14 protein-coding genes and 1 riboswitch are annotated in these 15,019 nt (G+C 67.3%); of the genes, 8 read left to right on the plus strand and 6 right to left on the minus strand.

Going from position 1 to position 15,019, the window contains the following annotated elements:
• Positions 1-63: 63 nt before the first annotated feature.
• The 5 genes from FB475_RS17220 to FB475_RS17240 form a co-directional block, all read right to left on the minus strand.
• Positions 64-819, minus strand: a complete 756-nt coding sequence (locus FB475_RS17220) for a sugar phosphate isomerase/epimerase family protein (RefSeq protein ID WP_141857214.1) — start codon at positions 817-819, stop codon at positions 64-66.
• Complete coding sequence (locus tag FB475_RS17225; RefSeq protein WP_141857216.1) at positions 816-1,652, minus strand: sugar phosphate isomerase/epimerase family protein; 837 nt, start codon at positions 1,650-1,652, stop codon at positions 816-818. The genes FB475_RS17220 and FB475_RS17225 overlap by 4 nt, the downstream gene beginning before the upstream one ends.
• Complete coding sequence (locus FB475_RS17230) at positions 1,649-2,797, minus strand: dihydrodipicolinate synthase family protein (protein ID WP_141857218.1); 1,149 nt, start codon at positions 2,795-2,797, stop codon at positions 1,649-1,651. Before FB475_RS17230 ends, FB475_RS17225 begins: the two co-directional genes overlap by 4 nt.
• Positions 2,797-3,957, minus strand: coding sequence for a Gfo/Idh/MocA family protein (locus FB475_RS17235; RefSeq protein WP_141857220.1), 1,161 nt, complete (start codon positions 3,955-3,957; stop codon positions 2,797-2,799). The genes FB475_RS17230 and FB475_RS17235 overlap by 1 nt, the downstream gene beginning before the upstream one ends.
• 318 nt (positions 3,958-4,275) lie before the next feature.
• Positions 4,276-5,712: an FGGY family carbohydrate kinase gene (locus FB475_RS17240; protein ID WP_141857221.1), complete on the minus strand. Its 1,437-nt coding sequence runs from the start codon at positions 5,710-5,712 to the stop codon at positions 4,276-4,278.
• 154 nt (positions 5,713-5,866) lie between these two features.
• On the opposite strand from FB475_RS17240, the gene FB475_RS17245 reads away from it, so the two are divergent.
• The 7 genes from FB475_RS17245 to FB475_RS17275 are packed head-to-tail and all read left to right on the plus strand — an operon-like array spanning position 5,867 to position 12,685.
• Entirely contained in the window at positions 5,867-6,760 is an 894-nt protein-coding gene (locus tag FB475_RS17245) for a nucleoside hydrolase (RefSeq protein WP_141857223.1), read from the plus strand.
• Positions 6,757-8,043: an ABC transporter substrate-binding protein gene (locus tag FB475_RS17250; RefSeq protein WP_141857224.1), complete on the plus strand. Its 1,287-nt coding sequence runs from the start codon at positions 6,757-6,759 to the stop codon at positions 8,041-8,043. The genes FB475_RS17245 and FB475_RS17250 overlap by 4 nt, the downstream gene beginning before the upstream one ends.
• 4 nt (positions 8,044-8,047) lie before the next feature.
• Positions 8,048-8,947 carry a carbohydrate ABC transporter permease gene (locus tag FB475_RS17255; protein WP_141857226.1) on the plus strand — a complete coding sequence of 300 codons (900 nt, stop codon included), beginning with the start codon at positions 8,048-8,050 and terminating at the stop codon, positions 8,945-8,947.
• Positions 8,944-9,840: a carbohydrate ABC transporter permease gene (locus FB475_RS17260; protein WP_141857228.1), complete on the plus strand. Its 897-nt coding sequence runs from the start codon at positions 8,944-8,946 to the stop codon at positions 9,838-9,840. The genes FB475_RS17255 and FB475_RS17260 overlap by 4 nt, the downstream gene beginning before the upstream one ends.
• A 9-nt stretch (positions 9,841-9,849) precedes the next feature.
• Positions 9,850-10,845 (plus strand): sugar phosphate isomerase/epimerase family protein, encoded by a 996-nt coding sequence (locus FB475_RS17265; protein WP_141857230.1) that lies wholly within the window; start codon positions 9,850-9,852, stop codon positions 10,843-10,845.
• The gene (locus tag FB475_RS17270; RefSeq protein WP_141857232.1) at positions 10,842-11,720 is read left to right on the plus strand and encodes a transketolase; all 879 of its coding nucleotides are present in this window, start codon (positions 10,842-10,844) and stop codon (positions 11,718-11,720) included. The genes FB475_RS17265 and FB475_RS17270 overlap by 4 nt, the downstream gene beginning before the upstream one ends.
• Complete coding sequence (locus tag FB475_RS17275; RefSeq protein WP_141857234.1) at positions 11,717-12,685, plus strand: transketolase family protein; 969 nt, start codon at positions 11,717-11,719, stop codon at positions 12,683-12,685. The genes FB475_RS17270 and FB475_RS17275 overlap by 4 nt, the downstream gene beginning before the upstream one ends.
• On the opposite strand, the gene ribB is transcribed toward FB475_RS17275, so the two are convergent.
• Positions 12,669-13,283, minus strand: coding sequence for a 3,4-dihydroxy-2-butanone-4-phosphate synthase (gene ribB / locus FB475_RS17280; RefSeq protein WP_141857236.1), 615 nt, complete (start codon positions 13,281-13,283; stop codon positions 12,669-12,671). The two genes, FB475_RS17275 and ribB, sit on opposite strands and share 17 nt — an antisense overlap.
• A gap of 86 nt (positions 13,284-13,369) precedes the next feature.
• Positions 13,370-13,503, minus strand: a riboswitch (FMN riboswitch).
• Positions 13,504-13,550: 47 nt separating this feature from the next.
• Here ribB and FB475_RS17285 point away from each other — a divergent pair.
• A complete protein-coding gene (locus tag FB475_RS17285) occupies positions 13,551-15,014 on the plus strand; it encodes an apiosidase-like domain-containing protein (RefSeq protein ID WP_141857238.1) in 1,464 nt (487 codons plus the stop codon).
• The last annotated feature ends 5 nt before the right edge of the window (positions 15,015-15,019 follow it).

The following is a 15,019-nucleotide window of genomic DNA, read 5'->3' on the forward strand; positions in this document are numbered from 1 at the left end:
TCACCCGCGGTGAGCAGACGTATCCACAGCTGACCCGGTTAAGCGTTTGTTGTCACAGCAGATTCAGTACCGGAGTTCGCTGAGCCCGCGGTAGCTGCGTTCGGCCGACGTCCACGCGTCCGTTGGCTTGTCGTGTTCGACCAGATACTGTTCGACACCGCCCGACTCGGCGTGCGCGAACATCGCGGCGAAGTCCAGTTTGCCGGCGCCGACGTCCTCCCACGAGCCGTCCTCGGCCATGTCCTTCACGTGCAGCGCAGGAAAGCGGCCCGGGTGGTCCTGGAACAGCTTCGCCGGGTCGTGCCCGCCGTCGACCGCCCAGTACAGGTCGAGCTCGAACCCCAGCAGCTCCGGATCGACGTCGAGCAGGATGTCGTACAGCACCCGTCCGTCGATCTCGTCGAAGTCGTGGCCGTGATTGTGGAACAGCAGCTTCAGCCCGGCGTCGCGCGCCGCCTTACCCGCCTCGGTGAACGCCGCCGCCGCGGTCTTGAACCCCTCGACCGAGTGCAGTTCGGAGGGGATCGACGGTACGACGGCCCACTTGCCACCGAGCGTCTGCACGTCGGCCAGCGCGCCGGCCCAGTCCTCCAGCATCCGCGCGTACCCGACGTGCTCGAGTACGATCCCGAGCCCCGCGTCGTCCGCGAATCCCCGGATCTCCGCCGCGCTGTGCTCGAACCGTCCACTCACCCCCACGGTCCGGTACCCGATGTCCGCGAGCCGCTTCAGCGTCCCCGGATAGTCCTCGGCCAGCACATCACGCATCGTGTAGAGGTGCATCCCGATCCCGTCGGCGGGAATGGTCCGGTCAGTCATACAGGCAGCTCCTTCTGGAGGACGTGTTCCTGATATCGCGCGTACGCCAGGTCGAAGACGTCTTGGCCTGGTGAGTCCCACAGTTGCTGGTTGAAGATCTCGACCTCGATCGGGCCGTCGTACCCGGCGGCATCGCAGGCGGCGCGCATCCGGCGGAGGTCGATCGAGCCGTCGCCCATCATGCCCCGGCCGAGCAGGGTGTCCGCGGGGAGCGGGACCACCCAGTCGCTCACCTGGTACGACACGATCCGCTCGCCGGCGCGCTCGATCTGCCGGTAGAGGTCCGCGTCCCACCACAGGTGGTAGGCGTCGACGACCACGCCGACCTGGTTCGCCGGGAACTGCTCGGCCAGGTCGAGCGCGCCGCCGAGCGACGACACCACGCAGCGGTCCGAGCAGAACATCGGGTGCAGGGCCTCGACCGCCAGCGTGACCCCGCGTTCCTCGGCGTACGGCCCCAGCTCGGCGAGCCCGTCGCGGACCATCGCGCGAGCGCCGTCGAGATCCCGGGAGCCGGCCGGCAGTCCGCCGCTGACGAGGATGAGTACCGGCGTACCGATCGTGGCGGCCTCGTCGATCGCGCGGCGGTTGTCCTCGATCTTCGCCTGCCGTTCGGCCGGGTCGGTCGAGGTGAAGAAACCGCCGCGGCACAGCGACGAGACCTTGAGGCCGGCGTCCGCGACGAGCTTCGCGGCCTTGTCGACGCCGTACTCCTGGATCGGCTCGCGCCACAGGCCGATCCACTCGAGGTTCGCTCTCGCGCTGGTGGCGACGACGTCTTCCAGCGGCCAGTACTTCGTGGTCGCCTGGTTGAGGCTGTACCGGTTGCTCATGCGTCGATCCCGCTGACTCTCAGCAGCTGACGGAAACGGTCGACCGCGAGCTCGGGGTTCGTCAGTACGCCGGCCTGATCCGCGAGCCGGAACGTGTCCGCGAGGTGCGGAAGCGACCGCCCGGTCTGCAAACCGCCGACCATCGTGAACCCGGGCTGGAACCCGTTGAGCCAGGCAAGGAACGCGATGCCGGTCTTGTAGTAGTACGTCGGCGCGGAGAAGATCTGCCGGGCCAACGGAACCGTGGGCGCGAACACCCGCTCGTAGGTCTCCAGATCGTTGGAATCCAGCGCGCGCAGAGCAGCCGCTGCCGCCGGGGCGATCGCCGCGAAGATCCCGAGCAACGCGTCGCTGTGTCGTTGGCCGTCCCCGCGAATGAGTTCCGGGTAATTGAAGTCGTCGCCGGTGTACAGCCGGACGCCGTCCGGAAGTTGATTGCGCAGAGCAACTTCCTTCGATGCGTCGAGCAACGAGATCTTGATCCCGTCGACCTTCTCGATGTTGTCGTTGATCAACTCGACGACTGTCTTCAGTGCCGCGTCGAACGATCCGTTGCCCCAATACCCTTCCAGAGCAGGGTCGAACATCGGGCCCAACCAGTGCAGGATCACCGGGCGGCTGGACTGCGTCAACAACCGGTCGTACACCTTCCGGTAGTCGTCCGCGGACTCAGCTACCGCGCACAACGCGCGGCTCGCCATCATGATCGGTTGCGCGCCTGCGGCTTCGGCTACGGAGAACTGCTCTTCATACGCTGCTACGACGTCTTCCAGGGAATTGTTGTCAGCAGCAAGTTGATCGGTTCCGGCGCCGACCGCGATCCGTCCATCGGGTGCCTCCGCGGCCGACCGGCGGATGAGTTCCTGGGTGGCGGCCCAGTCCAGGCCCATCCCGCGCTGGGCGGTGTCCATCGCCTCCGCGACCGACAGTCCCAACGACCATAAGTGCCGCCGGAACTCCAGCGTGTGCTCCCAGTCCACCACCGCCGGCGCCCCCGGCGAGTTGTCTCCCAGCGGGTCCGCGACCACATGGGCCGCCGCGAACGCCAACCGCGAAGAAGCCGGTTGATAGGTGCCCTGAGCAACAGGTGTGCCCACCAGACGATACTTCTCCAGCCCCCCGTCGGCCGGAAGTGCGATCTCCATCAGTTCGCCTGGAGGTCGAGGGCGGGGACCTCCAGTTTGCGGCCCTCGTGCCAGGACTTGAGGCCGAGTTCGGCGAGCTGGACGCCCTTGGCCGCCTCGACGAAGTCCCAGGTGAAGGGGGCGTCGTCGACCACGTGGCGGAGGAACATCTCCCACTGCACCTTGAACCCGTTGTCCATCACCTCGTTGTCCGGCACCGTCGCCCACTGGTCGCGGAACTTCTCGGTGACCGGGATGTCCGGGTTCCAGACCGGCTTCGGCGTGGCGGATCGGTGCTGGACGCGGCAGTTGCGCAGCCCGGCGACGGCGGAACCTTCGGTCCCGTCGACGTGGAACTCGACCAGCTCGTCGCGGAACACCCGCGTCGCCCAGGACGAGTTCAGCTGGGCGACGATCCCGCCCTCGAGTTCGAACACGCCGTACGCCGCGTCGTCCGCGGTCGCGGCGTACGGCTCACCGTTCTCGTCGACCCGGGTCGGGATGTGCGTCGCGCCCTGGCAGTACACGGACTTGACCGCGCCGAACGTCTGGTCGAGCACGTACCGCCAGTGGCAGAACATGTCCAGGATGATGCCGCCGCCCTCTTCGGCCTTGTAGTTCCACGACGGGCGCTGCGCCTCCTGCCAGTCGCCCTCGAAGACCCAGTACCCGAACTCGCCGCGGACCGAGAGGATCCGGCCGAAGAACCCGCCGTCGACCAGCCGCTTCAGCTTGCGCAGACCGGGCAGCGACAGCTTGTCCATCACCACGCCGTTCTTCAGGCCGGAGTCGACGACCAGCTTCGCGAGGTCGACGGCGGCGTCGAGGCTCTCGGCGATCGGCTTCTCGCAGTAGATCGCCTTGCCGGCCTCGACCGCGGCCCGGACGCCCTTCTCGCGGAGCTGGGTGAGCTGGGAGTCGAAGTAGATCTCGACATCCGGCTCGGCCAGCGCTCCGGCGAGGTCCGTGGTCCAGCGCTCCAGGCCGTACTGCTCGGCGATCCGGCGCAGCTTCAGTTCGTTGCGGCCGACCAGGATCGGGTCGGGGATGATCATCGTGCCGTCGGCGGCGGGGATCCCGCCCTGCTCACGGATCGCCACGATGGAACGCTCGAGGTGCTGGCGCAGGCCCATCCGGCCGGTGACGCCGTTCATCACGATGCCGATGCGTCGCTCGTTCACAGTCCTACCTCTCACGCTCACGCCTGGGAAAGGGCTTTCCAAGGCTGTGACCGCAACCTTAGGTGGGTGCCCCAATCCAGTCAACCTGCAACGGAAAGCGATCTCCACCGCGCGACTCCCCGGTTGAGCTCGCCCACACCGTGCGCCAACCAACAGCAGGCGTATACGTCCTGTGGCCCTGCAGCCACGACCCCGCCTGCGTGAGGGGTGGGCGAGGGTCGCCGGGGAGCGGTGTGGGAGGGGTGTGGGGCGGTTGCGGCGTGGGCGGGTGCGGAGTGGGAGGGGTGCGGCGTGGGGGTGGCGCGGTGTGGGGGTGGATCAGGTGGGGGTGGGTTGGGTGGGGGTGGTGCGGGTGGCGGTTACTGCGGTCGACCAGGTGGTTCGGCGGTGGGTGCGGTCGGTGGCGGTGGGGGTGAAGTGGCGATAGGTGCGGTGCTGGGACCAGTTCGTGGAGGCGCCGACGGTCGTCCAGGCCAGTTCGGCGGCGCCTAGGGCGGAGATTTCTGGTACGTCGGCTGCTTCGACCGGGTGGCCCAGCAGGTCGGCCTGGGTTTGCATGAGGAGGTCGGAGACGGTGGCGCCGCCGTCGGCGCGGAGGGTGGTGAGTTCGCCGGGGATGGTGTCGGTGATGTCGCAGATCTGGTGGGCGACCGCGTCGACCGCGGCGCGGGCGATGTGGGCGCGGGTGGTGGAGCTGCTCATCCCGGTCAGCGCGGCGCGGGCCTCGCGGTCCCAATGTGGAGCGCCGAGGCCGGCGAAGGCTGGTACCAGTACGACGCCCTCGGCCGACGGGACCGTTGCCGCCAGCGCCATCAGCGCGCCGACGTCCGGGAGGCCGAGCAGGTCCGCGGTCCAGGCGAGCGCCGCGCCGGACGAGACGATGTTCCCCTCCAAGGCGTAGACGGGGTGGTCGGTCAGCCACGCGAGCGTGCAGCCGCCCGGGACGAACTCGTCGACGGGGGTCATCACGGACGAACCGGTTCCGTACGTCGCCTTGACCATCCCGGTCTGCGTACATCCTTGGCCGTACATCGCCGCATGCGAATCCGCGAGTACGGCAACAATCGGAATCCCGTCCGATAGTCCGGGTACGTCCTTCGTGGACCCGAATCCCGCGTTGGACGGTCGCACCTCAGCCAGCGCCGCGCGCGGCACCCCGAACCCCTCCAGCAGTTCCGTCGACCAATCCAGGGCTGTCAGGTCGTAGAGCAACGTACGAGCCGCGTTCCCCGCATCAGTCAGATGCTCGCGGCAACCAGTCAGCCGGTGAATCAACCAGGAGTCGACGGTCCCCACCCGCGCGTCGGGAGAGCGATCCAGCAACCACCGCATCTTCGGCGCCGAGAACATCGCGTCGACCCGCAGCCCGGTACGTCGACGGACGACCTCATCCACCGCGGCAGGCAGTTGGGCGCACCAACTACTGGTACGAACGTCCTGCCATCCCAGAACCGAACCGACCGGACGACCCGACCTGTCCCAACCCACAACGGACTCACGCTGTGTGGACAGCGCTATCCCCACAACCTCGACCGCGGGGGTCCGCGCTGCACCTGAGGCGGCGTTCAGGCAGAGGGCGATTGCCTTCAGCACGCTTTGCCAGATGTTTTCGGGGTCTTGTTCCACCCAGCCGGGGTGCGGAGTGGTGAGGGCAACCGGGGATGAGCCGGTGGACAGCACTCGGCCGTCTGCGCTGATCAGGGCGGCTTTCGAGTTGGTTGTGCCCTGGTCCACTGCCAGCACCGCCTGGGGCATCGGCCCTCCAAGTTTCAACTGAGGTCTTGACGGGACTCTAGCGCCGTGGTGACACTCATGGCGACAGCCTATGCAGTAGTGAATATCTATTCAAACCACGCTCCGCCGGCTCGAAGAAAGCAGACCGGAGACGGAGCGAGCCGAAGGAGAGCGCGTGAAGCCGAGTAGACGCCGGGTGATCATCAATACCGATGCCAAGAACGAGGCCGACGACCAGTTCGCGATCGTGCACGGGCTGTTGTCGCCGACCTTCGACGTCCGGGGCCTGATTCCCGCGCACTTCGGCACCCACCGGTCGGACCGGAGCATGGAGGAGTCCCGCGAGGAGATCGACCTGCTGCTGGACCTGCTCGACCTGACCGGCAAGGTCACGGTCGCGAACGGCGCGCCCACCGGTATCCCGGACGAGCAGACGCCGAACGACTCCGACGGCGCCCGGCTCATCATCGAGGAGTCGAAGCTGGCCGGCGAGAACGACCCGCTCTTCGTGTCGTTCCTCGGCCCGCTCACCGACATGGCGTCGGCGATCCTGCTCGACCCGGAGATCGTGCACCGCAACGTGATCGTGATCTGGATCGGCGGCCGCGGGTACAACGGCTACGCGGCCGACCACCGGATGGAGTTCAACCTGTCGAACGACGTGCATGCCGCGAACGTGGTGTTCGGGTCCGGGATCACCGTCTGGCAGGTCCCGAGCGACGTCTACACCAAGGTCTCGGTCAGCTACGCCGAGCTCGAGGAGAAGATCGGCGACGCCGGCCCGCTCGGCAAGTACCTGATCGAGCAGTTGATCGAGTGGAACGCGAAGTACCACGGCGAGCCGATCGAGTCCCGCTCCCTCGGCGACTCGCCCGCGATCTCCCTGATGCTCTACCCGCACAGCGGCAACTTCCGGACCCGTCCGGCGCCGCGCTTCGGTGTCGACGGCTGGTACCTGCCCGGCACCGACAACCCCATCCAGGTCTGCGAGCAGGTCGACGTGCGCTTCCTGCTGGAGGACATGTTCGCGAAAATCCGCCGCTTCGCCCGTCAAAGGAGCACCCAATGATCACCCGCAGAGGTTTCCTCGGTTTCACGTCCGCCGCCGCGCTCGGCGCCGGCCTGTCCGCCTGCACCGGAGGCGGTACGTCGACCGGCGGGGGAGCCACCGAGGCGGCGTCGAACAACCTACGCCTGTTCACCTACGAGGACGACTCGACCATCGGCCTGCTGAAGGCGCAGGTGAAGAAGTTCGACCAGCAGAACGGTACGACCACCACCGTCGACAGCCTGCCCGGTTCGGGCGCGGCCGTGTACCCGGACAAGCTCCGCACCGAGCTGCTCGGCGGCAAGGGCCCGGACGTGTGGCGGATCTGGGGCGGCCAGATCGGCGCACCGTTCGCGAAGGCCAAGCAGGCCCTGGACCTGAGCAAGTACTACGACAAGTACGGCTGGGACTCGAAGATCAACACCAAGGCGATCGGCGGGATGACGTTCGACGGCGTGAAGTCCGGCGTACCGTTCATCTCGCTCGGGATCGGTGCCTGGTACAACAAGTCGCTGTTCGCGAAGGCCGGCATCGCCGCACCGCCGAAGACGTACGCCGAACTCGAAGCCGCCAACGACAAGCTCGTCGCGGTCGGGGTCACGCCGTGCGGACTGGGCGGTAAGTACGGGTGGGACATCATGCGCCTGTTCGAGTACCTGCTCGAGCACACCGCCGGCCCCGACCTGCACGACAAGTTGCTGACCGGCGCCGAGAGCTGGGACCGCCCCGAGGTGGTCCAGGCGTTCACCCTGTTCAAGAAGTGGCAGGACAAGAAGTGGCTGCCGCAAGGCGCCCTCGCGCTCGATCCGTCCGACGTCGAACCGTGGTACGTGCAGGGCAAGACGGCGTACACGATCACCGGTCCGTGGACCGAGGCCGGTGCGATCCTGGCGGCGAAGAAGAGTTCGTCCGCGTTCGGCAACTTCGAGCTGCCGACCGACAAGACGCCGGCTCGACACTCGGGCTTCGTCGAGGGCTACATGATCAACGCGCGCAGCGGAAACGCGGACAAGGCGGCCGCGCTGATCGACTTCATCCTGCAGCCCGCGGCGCAGAAGGCGATGAACATCACCGCCTCGACGGTCAAGGGTGCCGAGCCGGACCCGAAGACGCTGCCGCTGGCCTCGGAATGGGCGCAGAAGTACTCGGGCAACCCGTTCTACACGATCCAGGACCAGGCGTTCCCGAAGAAGCAGGCCGACCAGTACTTCAGCGTGCAGAGCGACCTGCTCCAGGGCTCGGTCAAGCCGGACGCCGCGGCGAAGAAGATGCAGGAAATCGTCTCTGCCTGGGCGAAGAGCTGAGCGCATGGCCGGAACAGCTGCAATCCCCAAACCCAAACGTGGTGGCCGGTGGTCACCCTGGTTGTTCGCCATCCCTGCCTTGGCGGTGTACGTCGCGTTCCTGGTGTACCCGGCGGTGTCGTCGCTGTTCTTCAGCCTGACCAACTGGGACGGTCTGAGCGCCACCTACAAGTTCGTCGGCCTGAGCAACTACTTCAAGCTGCCGCACGACCCGGTAGTGGTGACCGCGGTCAAGAACAACCTGATCTGGACCGTGGTCACGATCGCGGTCCCGACCGTGATCGGTCTCGTACTGGCGATCGCGCTGAACGGCAAGGTCCACGGCAAACCCATCCTCCGGCTGATCTTCTACACGCCGGCCGTCCTGCCGCTCGTGTCGATTGCGAGTATCTGGGGCTGGCTGTACAACCCGCAGTACGGCGCGATCAACTCGTTGCTCCGGGCAATCGGGCTGGACGGGCTCGCGCAGCCGTGGCTCGGGCAGGACTCGACCGCGCTGTGGGCCGTGATGGTACCGGCGATCTGGCTGCGCACCGGCTTCCCGATGCTGCTCTACTTGGCCGCCCTGCAAGGGATTCCGAACGAGTTGTACGAGGCGGCGACCGTCGACGGTGCGTCGAAGTGGCAGCAGTTCTGGCACGTCACGATGCCGAGCCTGCGGCCCGCGCACTACATCGTGCTCGCCCTCTCGCTGATCGACTCGTTCAAGGTCTTCGACATGATCTACGCGATGACGTACGGCGGACCCGGTACGTCGACGCAGGTGATGGGTACGTGGATGTACTTCAACGTCTTCCAGTACTACCAGGCCGGCTACGGCACCGCGATCGCCGTCGTCATCACGCTCGTAGCGATCGCCGTAGGCATCCCCTACGTCCGCTCCCAGACAAGGGAGGCCTCATGACCGCCATCGCCCCGGCCCAGGTCACAGCCGCCACCTCGGCCACGGACACCCAGCCCATCAGTCCTGGGCCCAAGGGACGTCGAGGTCTGGTGATCACGTTCGTCCTGGCGGTTGTCGCGCTCTTCTGGATCTCGCCGCTGGCACTCCTGGTGATCACCGCCGTACGCCCCCTCGCGGACTTCGTCGGCAACGGTCCGCTGAGCTGGCCCGACCATCTGACCTGGACCAACTTCAAGGACGCCTGGGACATCGGCAACTTCGCCACCACGTACCGCAACAGCGCGATCCTGGCCGCGATCAAGGTTCCGCTGGGCGTGCTCGTCTCGGCGATGCTCGGCTTCGCGCTGGCCAAGCTGCGGATGAAGTTCCGCCGCACAGTGATGTTCGCGGTGTTCCTCGGGCTCACCATCCCGATCTACATCACGATCGTCCCGGTCTTCATCATGATGCGCCAGGCCGGGCTGACCGACAACATCTTCGGGCTGATCGGGCCGTATCTGGCGTTCGGCATCCCGTTCGAGGTGCTGGTCCTGCAGTCGTTCTTCCGGCAGATCCCGGACGAAATCATCGAGGCCGCCAAGGTCGACGGCGCCGGCGACTGGCGGGTGTTCTTCACGATGATCCTGCCGCTGTCCGTACCGGCCCTGGTCACGGTGGCGATCCTGGACGCGGTCGCGACCTGGAACGAGTTCCTGTTCGCGCTGATCCTGCTGAACTCGGACGCGCACAAGACCATCCCGGTCGGCCTGCTGAACTTCCAGGGGCAGTTCGCCAACAACAACACCGGGCTCGCGGCGGGCATTCTGATCGCGGTGGTGCCGATCCTGATCGCCTACACCCTGCTCCAGCGCTGGATCGTCGGCGGCCTGACCGCCGGCTCCCTCAAAGGATAGGAACGAGATATGACTGACATGCCGGTCTTCGGCGCGGGTATCTGGCACTTCGCCACCTACAAGGACCGCTATGCGACGGACGGGTACGGCGATCCCGTCACCCTGATCGAGCAGATCGACCGGGCCGGCGCCGTCGGCGACCTCTCGGTGGTCGACCTGAACTGGCCGTTCGCCGGGTACGACGGCACGCTGGACGACGTCAAGGCGGCGCTGAAACGCAACCACCTCACGGCGATCGCGATCACCCCGGAGATCTACACCAAGGACTTCGTCAAGGGGTCGTTCACGAACCCCGATCCCGCCAAACGCAAGCAGGCGCTCGAACTGTTGCACCAGGCAACCGAACTGGCGAAGGACCTGGGTTGTGAGTACGTCAAGCTCTGGCCCGGCCAGGACGGCTGGGACTACCCGTTCCAGGTGAACTACCACGACATCTGGAACCTGGCGCTGGACGGGCTCAAGGAGCTGGTGTCGGCGCACCCCGACATCAAGTTCGTGATCGAGTACAAGCCGCGCGAGCCACGGGTGAAGATCATCTTCCCGAACGTCGCCCGTACCCTGCTCGGCATCGAGAAGATCGGCCTGCCGAACTTGGGGATTCTGCTCGACTTCGGGCACTCGCTGTACGGCCAGGAGACGCCGGCCGACGCGGCACAGTTGGCGATCGACTACAACCGGCTGTTCGCGATCGATGTCAACGACAACATGAAGGGCTGGGACGACGACATGGTCGTCGGTTCGGTCCACCTGGTCGAGACGTTCGAGTTCTTCCACACGCTGCGCAAGAACAACTGGCAGGGAGTCTGGCAGCTCGACCAGTTCCCGTTCCGCGAGGACAGCGTGCAGGCCGCCAAGCAGGCGATCACGTTCCTGAAGGCCGTGCACCACGCGCTCGACGTACTGGACGACGAGGCCCTGGCGGCCGCGCAGGCATCGCACGACGCGCTCGCCGCGCAGAAGCTGGTGCAGAAGGTGCTGCTGAGTTCGATGGCGGAAATCGTATGACGCTGACAGCCGAGCATGCGACGATGCCGGTGCTCGGGCGGCTGCCGATGCACAGCAGCCGGGCCGAGCAGGTCGCGCACATCGCCGAGGCCGCCCGGCAGATCCGGATCCAGGACCTCAAACTCGTCCACTACGCCGGTGCCGGCCACATCGGCGGCGACTTCTCCGCGATCGACATCCTGGCCACGCTGTACGGCGCGGTGCTCGACATCTCGCCGGAGACGGTGCACGACCCGGAGCGGGACCGTTTCATCCTGAGCAAGGGCCACGTCGCAGGGGCGCTCTACACCACGCTGGCCGCGTTCGGCTTCCTCCCGGTCCAGGAACTCGCGACGTTCCTGAAACCGTTGTCCGCGCTGAACGGCCACCCGAACCGGAACAAGGTCGCCGGCGTCGAAGCGAACACCGGCCCGCTCGGTCACGGCCTCCCGGTCGCGGTCGGGCACGCGCTGTCGGCGAAGCTCGACGTCTCGTTGCGCCGTACCTACGTGCTGGTCGGGGACGGCGAGCTGCAGGAGGGCTCGAACTGGGAGGCGATGATGGCGGCCTCGCAGTACCAGCTGGACCGGCTGACCGTGATCGTCGACCGGAACCGGCTGCAGCAGGGCGCGACCACCAAGGAGACCAACGACCTCGACCCGCTGCCGGACAAGGCGGCCGCGTTCGGGTTCGCGGTGGTCGAGGTGAACGGTCACGACCACGGCGAGCTGCTCGACGTCCTGTCCGCGGTCCCGTTCCGCCCGGGCAAGCCGACGTTCGTGATCGCGCACACGCACAAGGGGCACCCGATCTCGTTCATGAGCAACAACGTCGCCTGGCACCACCGCGTCCCCGATGCCGCTGAGTTCGAGCAGGCCCTGAAGGAGCTGAAATGACCGTCCTCGAGACCCGTTCGATCGCGGACCAGCCGCGCTACGACTGCCGGGACGCGTATGTCGAGACGCTCGCCCAGCTCGCCGAGGCCGATCACCGGATCGTTGGCGTGGTCAACGACTCGGTCGGATCGAGCAAGCTGAACAGCTTCCGCAAGGCGTTCCCGGACCGGCTGATCAACGTCGGCATCGCCGAGCAGGACATGGTCGGCGTCGCGTCCGGGCTGGCCAATGGCGGCCGGATCCCGTTCGTCTCGGCGGCGTCCTGCTTCCTCACCGCTCGTGCGCTCGAACAGATCAAGGCCGACGTGGCGTACTCGAACACCAACGTGAAGCTTTGCGGGATGAGCCCCGGTGTCGCGTACGGCGAACTCGGGCCGACGCACCACTCGATCGAGGACATCGCCTGGCTGCGGGCGATCGCGAACATGACCGTGATCGTGCCGGCCGACCCGATCGAGACCGCCGCCGCGCTGCGCTGGGCGGCCGCGGTGGACGGGCCGGTGTTCATCCGGGTCAGCCGGATGAGTGTGCCGAAGGTGTACGCCGACGACTACTCGTTCGAGCTGGGCAAGGCGATCACGGTCCGCGAGGGCAACGACGTGACACTGATCAGCAACGGGACCGTGCTGTGGCGGGCGTTGGCCGCCGCCGAACAGCTCGCCGCGGAAGGGATCTCCGCGCGGGTGCTGTCCATGCCGACCGTGAAGCCGTTGGACACCGAAGCAGTGGTCGCGGCGGCGCGGGAGACGGCCGGCATCGTGACCGCGGAGGAAGCGGTCGCCGCCGGTGGTCTCGGCGGCGCGGTGGCCGAGACCGTCGTACAGCAGCATCCGGCCCGGGTGACCATCCTGGGATTTCCCGAGTTCGCCCCCACGGGGTCGGCCGGCTACCTGCTGGACCGGTACGGGCTGTCCGCCGACGGCATCGCCGACGCCGCCCGCGAGCTGGTCAGGACAGGTAGCTGACCAGGTCGGCGATCGAGACCATGGCGAAGCCGTGAGCGTCCGCGAACGCGCGCAGGTCCGGACCGGTCATCAGCGTGCCGTCGTCGTTCATCAGCTCGCCGATCACGCCGACCGGCGGCAGGCCGGCCAGCCGGACGAGCTCGACCGTGGCCTCGGTATGGCCGGGGCGCTGCCGGACGCCGCCGTCGACGGCGCGCAACGGCAGGATGTGACCGGGCCGGACCAGGTCCGTGCACTGCGCCGAGGGATCGGCCAGTACGCGGACCGTCCGTGCCCGATCCGCGGCGGAGATGCCGGTGCCGACGCCGGTCGCTGCGTCGACGGAGACGGTGTACGCCGTACGCAGGCTGTCCTGGTTGTCCGGCACCATCAGCGGCAGCTCGAGCCGGTCCAGCACCACGGCCGCCGCGGGCGCGCAGACGTACCCGCTCGTGTGGCGGACGAGCAGGGCCATCAGCTCGGGAGTGGCGAGGGACGCGGCGAACGTCAGGTCGCCTTCGTTCTCCCGATCCTCGTCATCGACTACCACCACAGGTCGACCGGCGGCGAGCTCGGCGACGGCGCGTTCGATGGTGTCCAGGCTGGTCAATGTGTTCATCTTCGTTGTCCTCTCGGCGGTGCACATCGTGAGCACTCCGGGGGCAACGACAAACCCACGCCTGCTGTTTCGGAGGCGTGCGGTTGCCACGTGCGTCTTCCCATCCGGACTTTCACCGTCGGTCCTGGAGTTCCACCAGGTCAACCGCTTCTTCTCACGAAGTCACGGGTCGCGGACTGTCACCGCCGGCTCGGAATTTCACCGACCCCAGAGCACGTGTGTTCTTTCCGTCCTCAGCTTAACGTCAACGAGCCTTTCAGGAGTGTCATGTCCATCTCACCCGTCTGGCATGAGATCGAGCTACCGGCGAGCTCCGACTGGGTCGACTTCGAGCACGAAACCGGGCTCCGCCTCCGGCGCCCCACGTTCTACGACGGCGCCGCGCGGAAGGTGCGGTTTGCCGCGCCCGTTGCCGGGCGGTGGGGGTGGGTGGATGGGGATGCGTCGGGGGAGTTCGAGGTGGGGGCGGTGGGTGAGGGGGAGGGCAATCCGTTCTACGTGCATGGGTTCTGGCGGATGTCTCCTGGTGGGCGGAGTCTGGTGCATGCGGACGGGACGCCGGCGGTGTTGGTGGCCGATACCGCCTGGGCGCTGCCGTGGCGTGCGACCCCGGAGCAAGTACGCGAGTACGCCGCCGACCGGCAGGCCAAGGGCTTCAATGCTGTCCTGCTGATGTCGGTGCAACCGGACATGCGAGCGGTCGGCCCGCGGGACCGTACGCAGGACGAGGGGTTCGGGGTGGCCTTCGAGGATCTGTCCGACGGCCACCTCAACGAGCTGAACTTCGAGTACTTCCAGTACCTCGACGAGTTGCTGCGGATCCTCGTCGCGCACGGGATCGTCCCGGTGCTGCAGCCCGTCTTCCACGGGTTCGGTTGGAAGGGCCTCGACGTTGCCGGCGCCGTCGTACCGAGCGAGGAGTACGCCGCCTACTGCCGCTACCTCGTCGCCCGGTACGGCGCTCAGCCGGCGATCTACCTGGTCGGAGCGGACGGCGCCGGTACCGAGCCGCAGATCGCGGCCGGCGGCGCCGAAGTACACGCAACCGACTGCTACAACCAGCCGACCGGCATCCATTACCGCCCGCACATCCGCCCGGCCGCCCACCAGGACGCGGACTGGCTCGACTTCCAGTGGTGCCAGACCGGTCACACCGGCGAGCACGTCCCCGAGCGCGTCGCCGACATGTGGCGGAACCACCCGGTGAAAGCCGTCGCCAACGGCGAACCGACGTACGAACACACCGGCCGCACCGGCGTCGCCGAGGGATGGTGGCAAGGCCACGAAGCGTGGAGCAACCTGTGCGCGGGCGGCACAATGGGTGTCGTCTACGGCGCGGGGAGCCTCTGGCAGTGGCGCTTGCATCCGGAGGAGCCGGGCCATTCCGAGTTCTTCCTCGCGCCCGGCGCCGGCTGGCGCGAGGCGCTCAGCTTCGAGGGTTCGTCGTACGTCGGCATGCTCGGCAAGATCCTGGCCGGCCTGCCGACCACCGACATGGAGCCGGACTGGACCCGGGTGATCTCCGGGCGTGCACTGAGTACGAAGGACGGCGGCCTGATCGTCTACCGCGAGAACGGCGGGCCGGTGATGGTGTTCGACGACACCGTGCCGCTGGCGTACACGATCGTCGATCCGCGGGACGGCTCGGTGGTGGCGACCGGGAAACGGGACACGCCGCAGAGTCCATTGCCCGACGCGGGTGGCGCTCCGCGGGTCTACATCTGCCTATAGTCCAG

Source organism: Kribbella jejuensis, assembly GCF_006715085.1.
GTDB lineage: Bacteria > Actinomycetota > Actinomycetes > Propionibacteriales > Kribbellaceae > Kribbella > Kribbella jejuensis.

Bases quoted from the DNA above. Each gene is read 5' to 3' on its own strand.
- FB475_RS17230 (WP_141857218.1), bottom strand. From the start codon at position 2,797: ATGGAGATCGCACTTCCGGCCGACGGGGGGCTGGAGAAGTATCGTCTG.
- FB475_RS17225 (WP_141857216.1), bottom strand. From the start codon at position 1,652: ATGAGCAACCGGTACAGCCTCAACCAGGCGACCACGAAGTACTGGCCG.
- FB475_RS17220 (WP_141857214.1), bottom strand. From the start codon at position 819: ATGACTGACCGGACCATTCCCGCCGACGGGATCGGGATGCACCTCTAC.
- FB475_RS17260 (WP_141857228.1), top strand. From the start codon at position 8,944: ATGACCGCCATCGCCCCGGCCCAGGTCACAGCCGCCACCTCGGCCACG.
- FB475_RS17255 (WP_141857226.1), top strand. From the start codon at position 8,048: ATGGCCGGAACAGCTGCAATCCCCAAACCCAAACGTGGTGGCCGGTGG.
- ribB (WP_141857236.1), bottom strand. From the start codon at position 13,283: ATGAACACATTGACCAGCCTGGACACCATCGAACGCGCCGTCGCCGAG.
- FB475_RS17270 (WP_141857232.1), top strand. From the start codon at position 10,842: ATGACGCTGACAGCCGAGCATGCGACGATGCCGGTGCTCGGGCGGCTG.
- FB475_RS17240 (WP_141857221.1), bottom strand. From the start codon at position 5,712: ATGCCCCAGGCGGTGCTGGCAGTGGACCAGGGCACAACCAACTCGAAA.
- FB475_RS17250 (WP_141857224.1), top strand. From the start codon at position 6,757: ATGATCACCCGCAGAGGTTTCCTCGGTTTCACGTCCGCCGCCGCGCTC.
- FB475_RS17275 (WP_141857234.1), top strand. From the start codon at position 11,717: ATGACCGTCCTCGAGACCCGTTCGATCGCGGACCAGCCGCGCTACGAC.
- FB475_RS17285 (WP_141857238.1), top strand. From the start codon at position 13,551: ATGTCCATCTCACCCGTCTGGCATGAGATCGAGCTACCGGCGAGCTCC.
- FB475_RS17265 (WP_141857230.1), top strand. From the start codon at position 9,850: ATGACTGACATGCCGGTCTTCGGCGCGGGTATCTGGCACTTCGCCACC.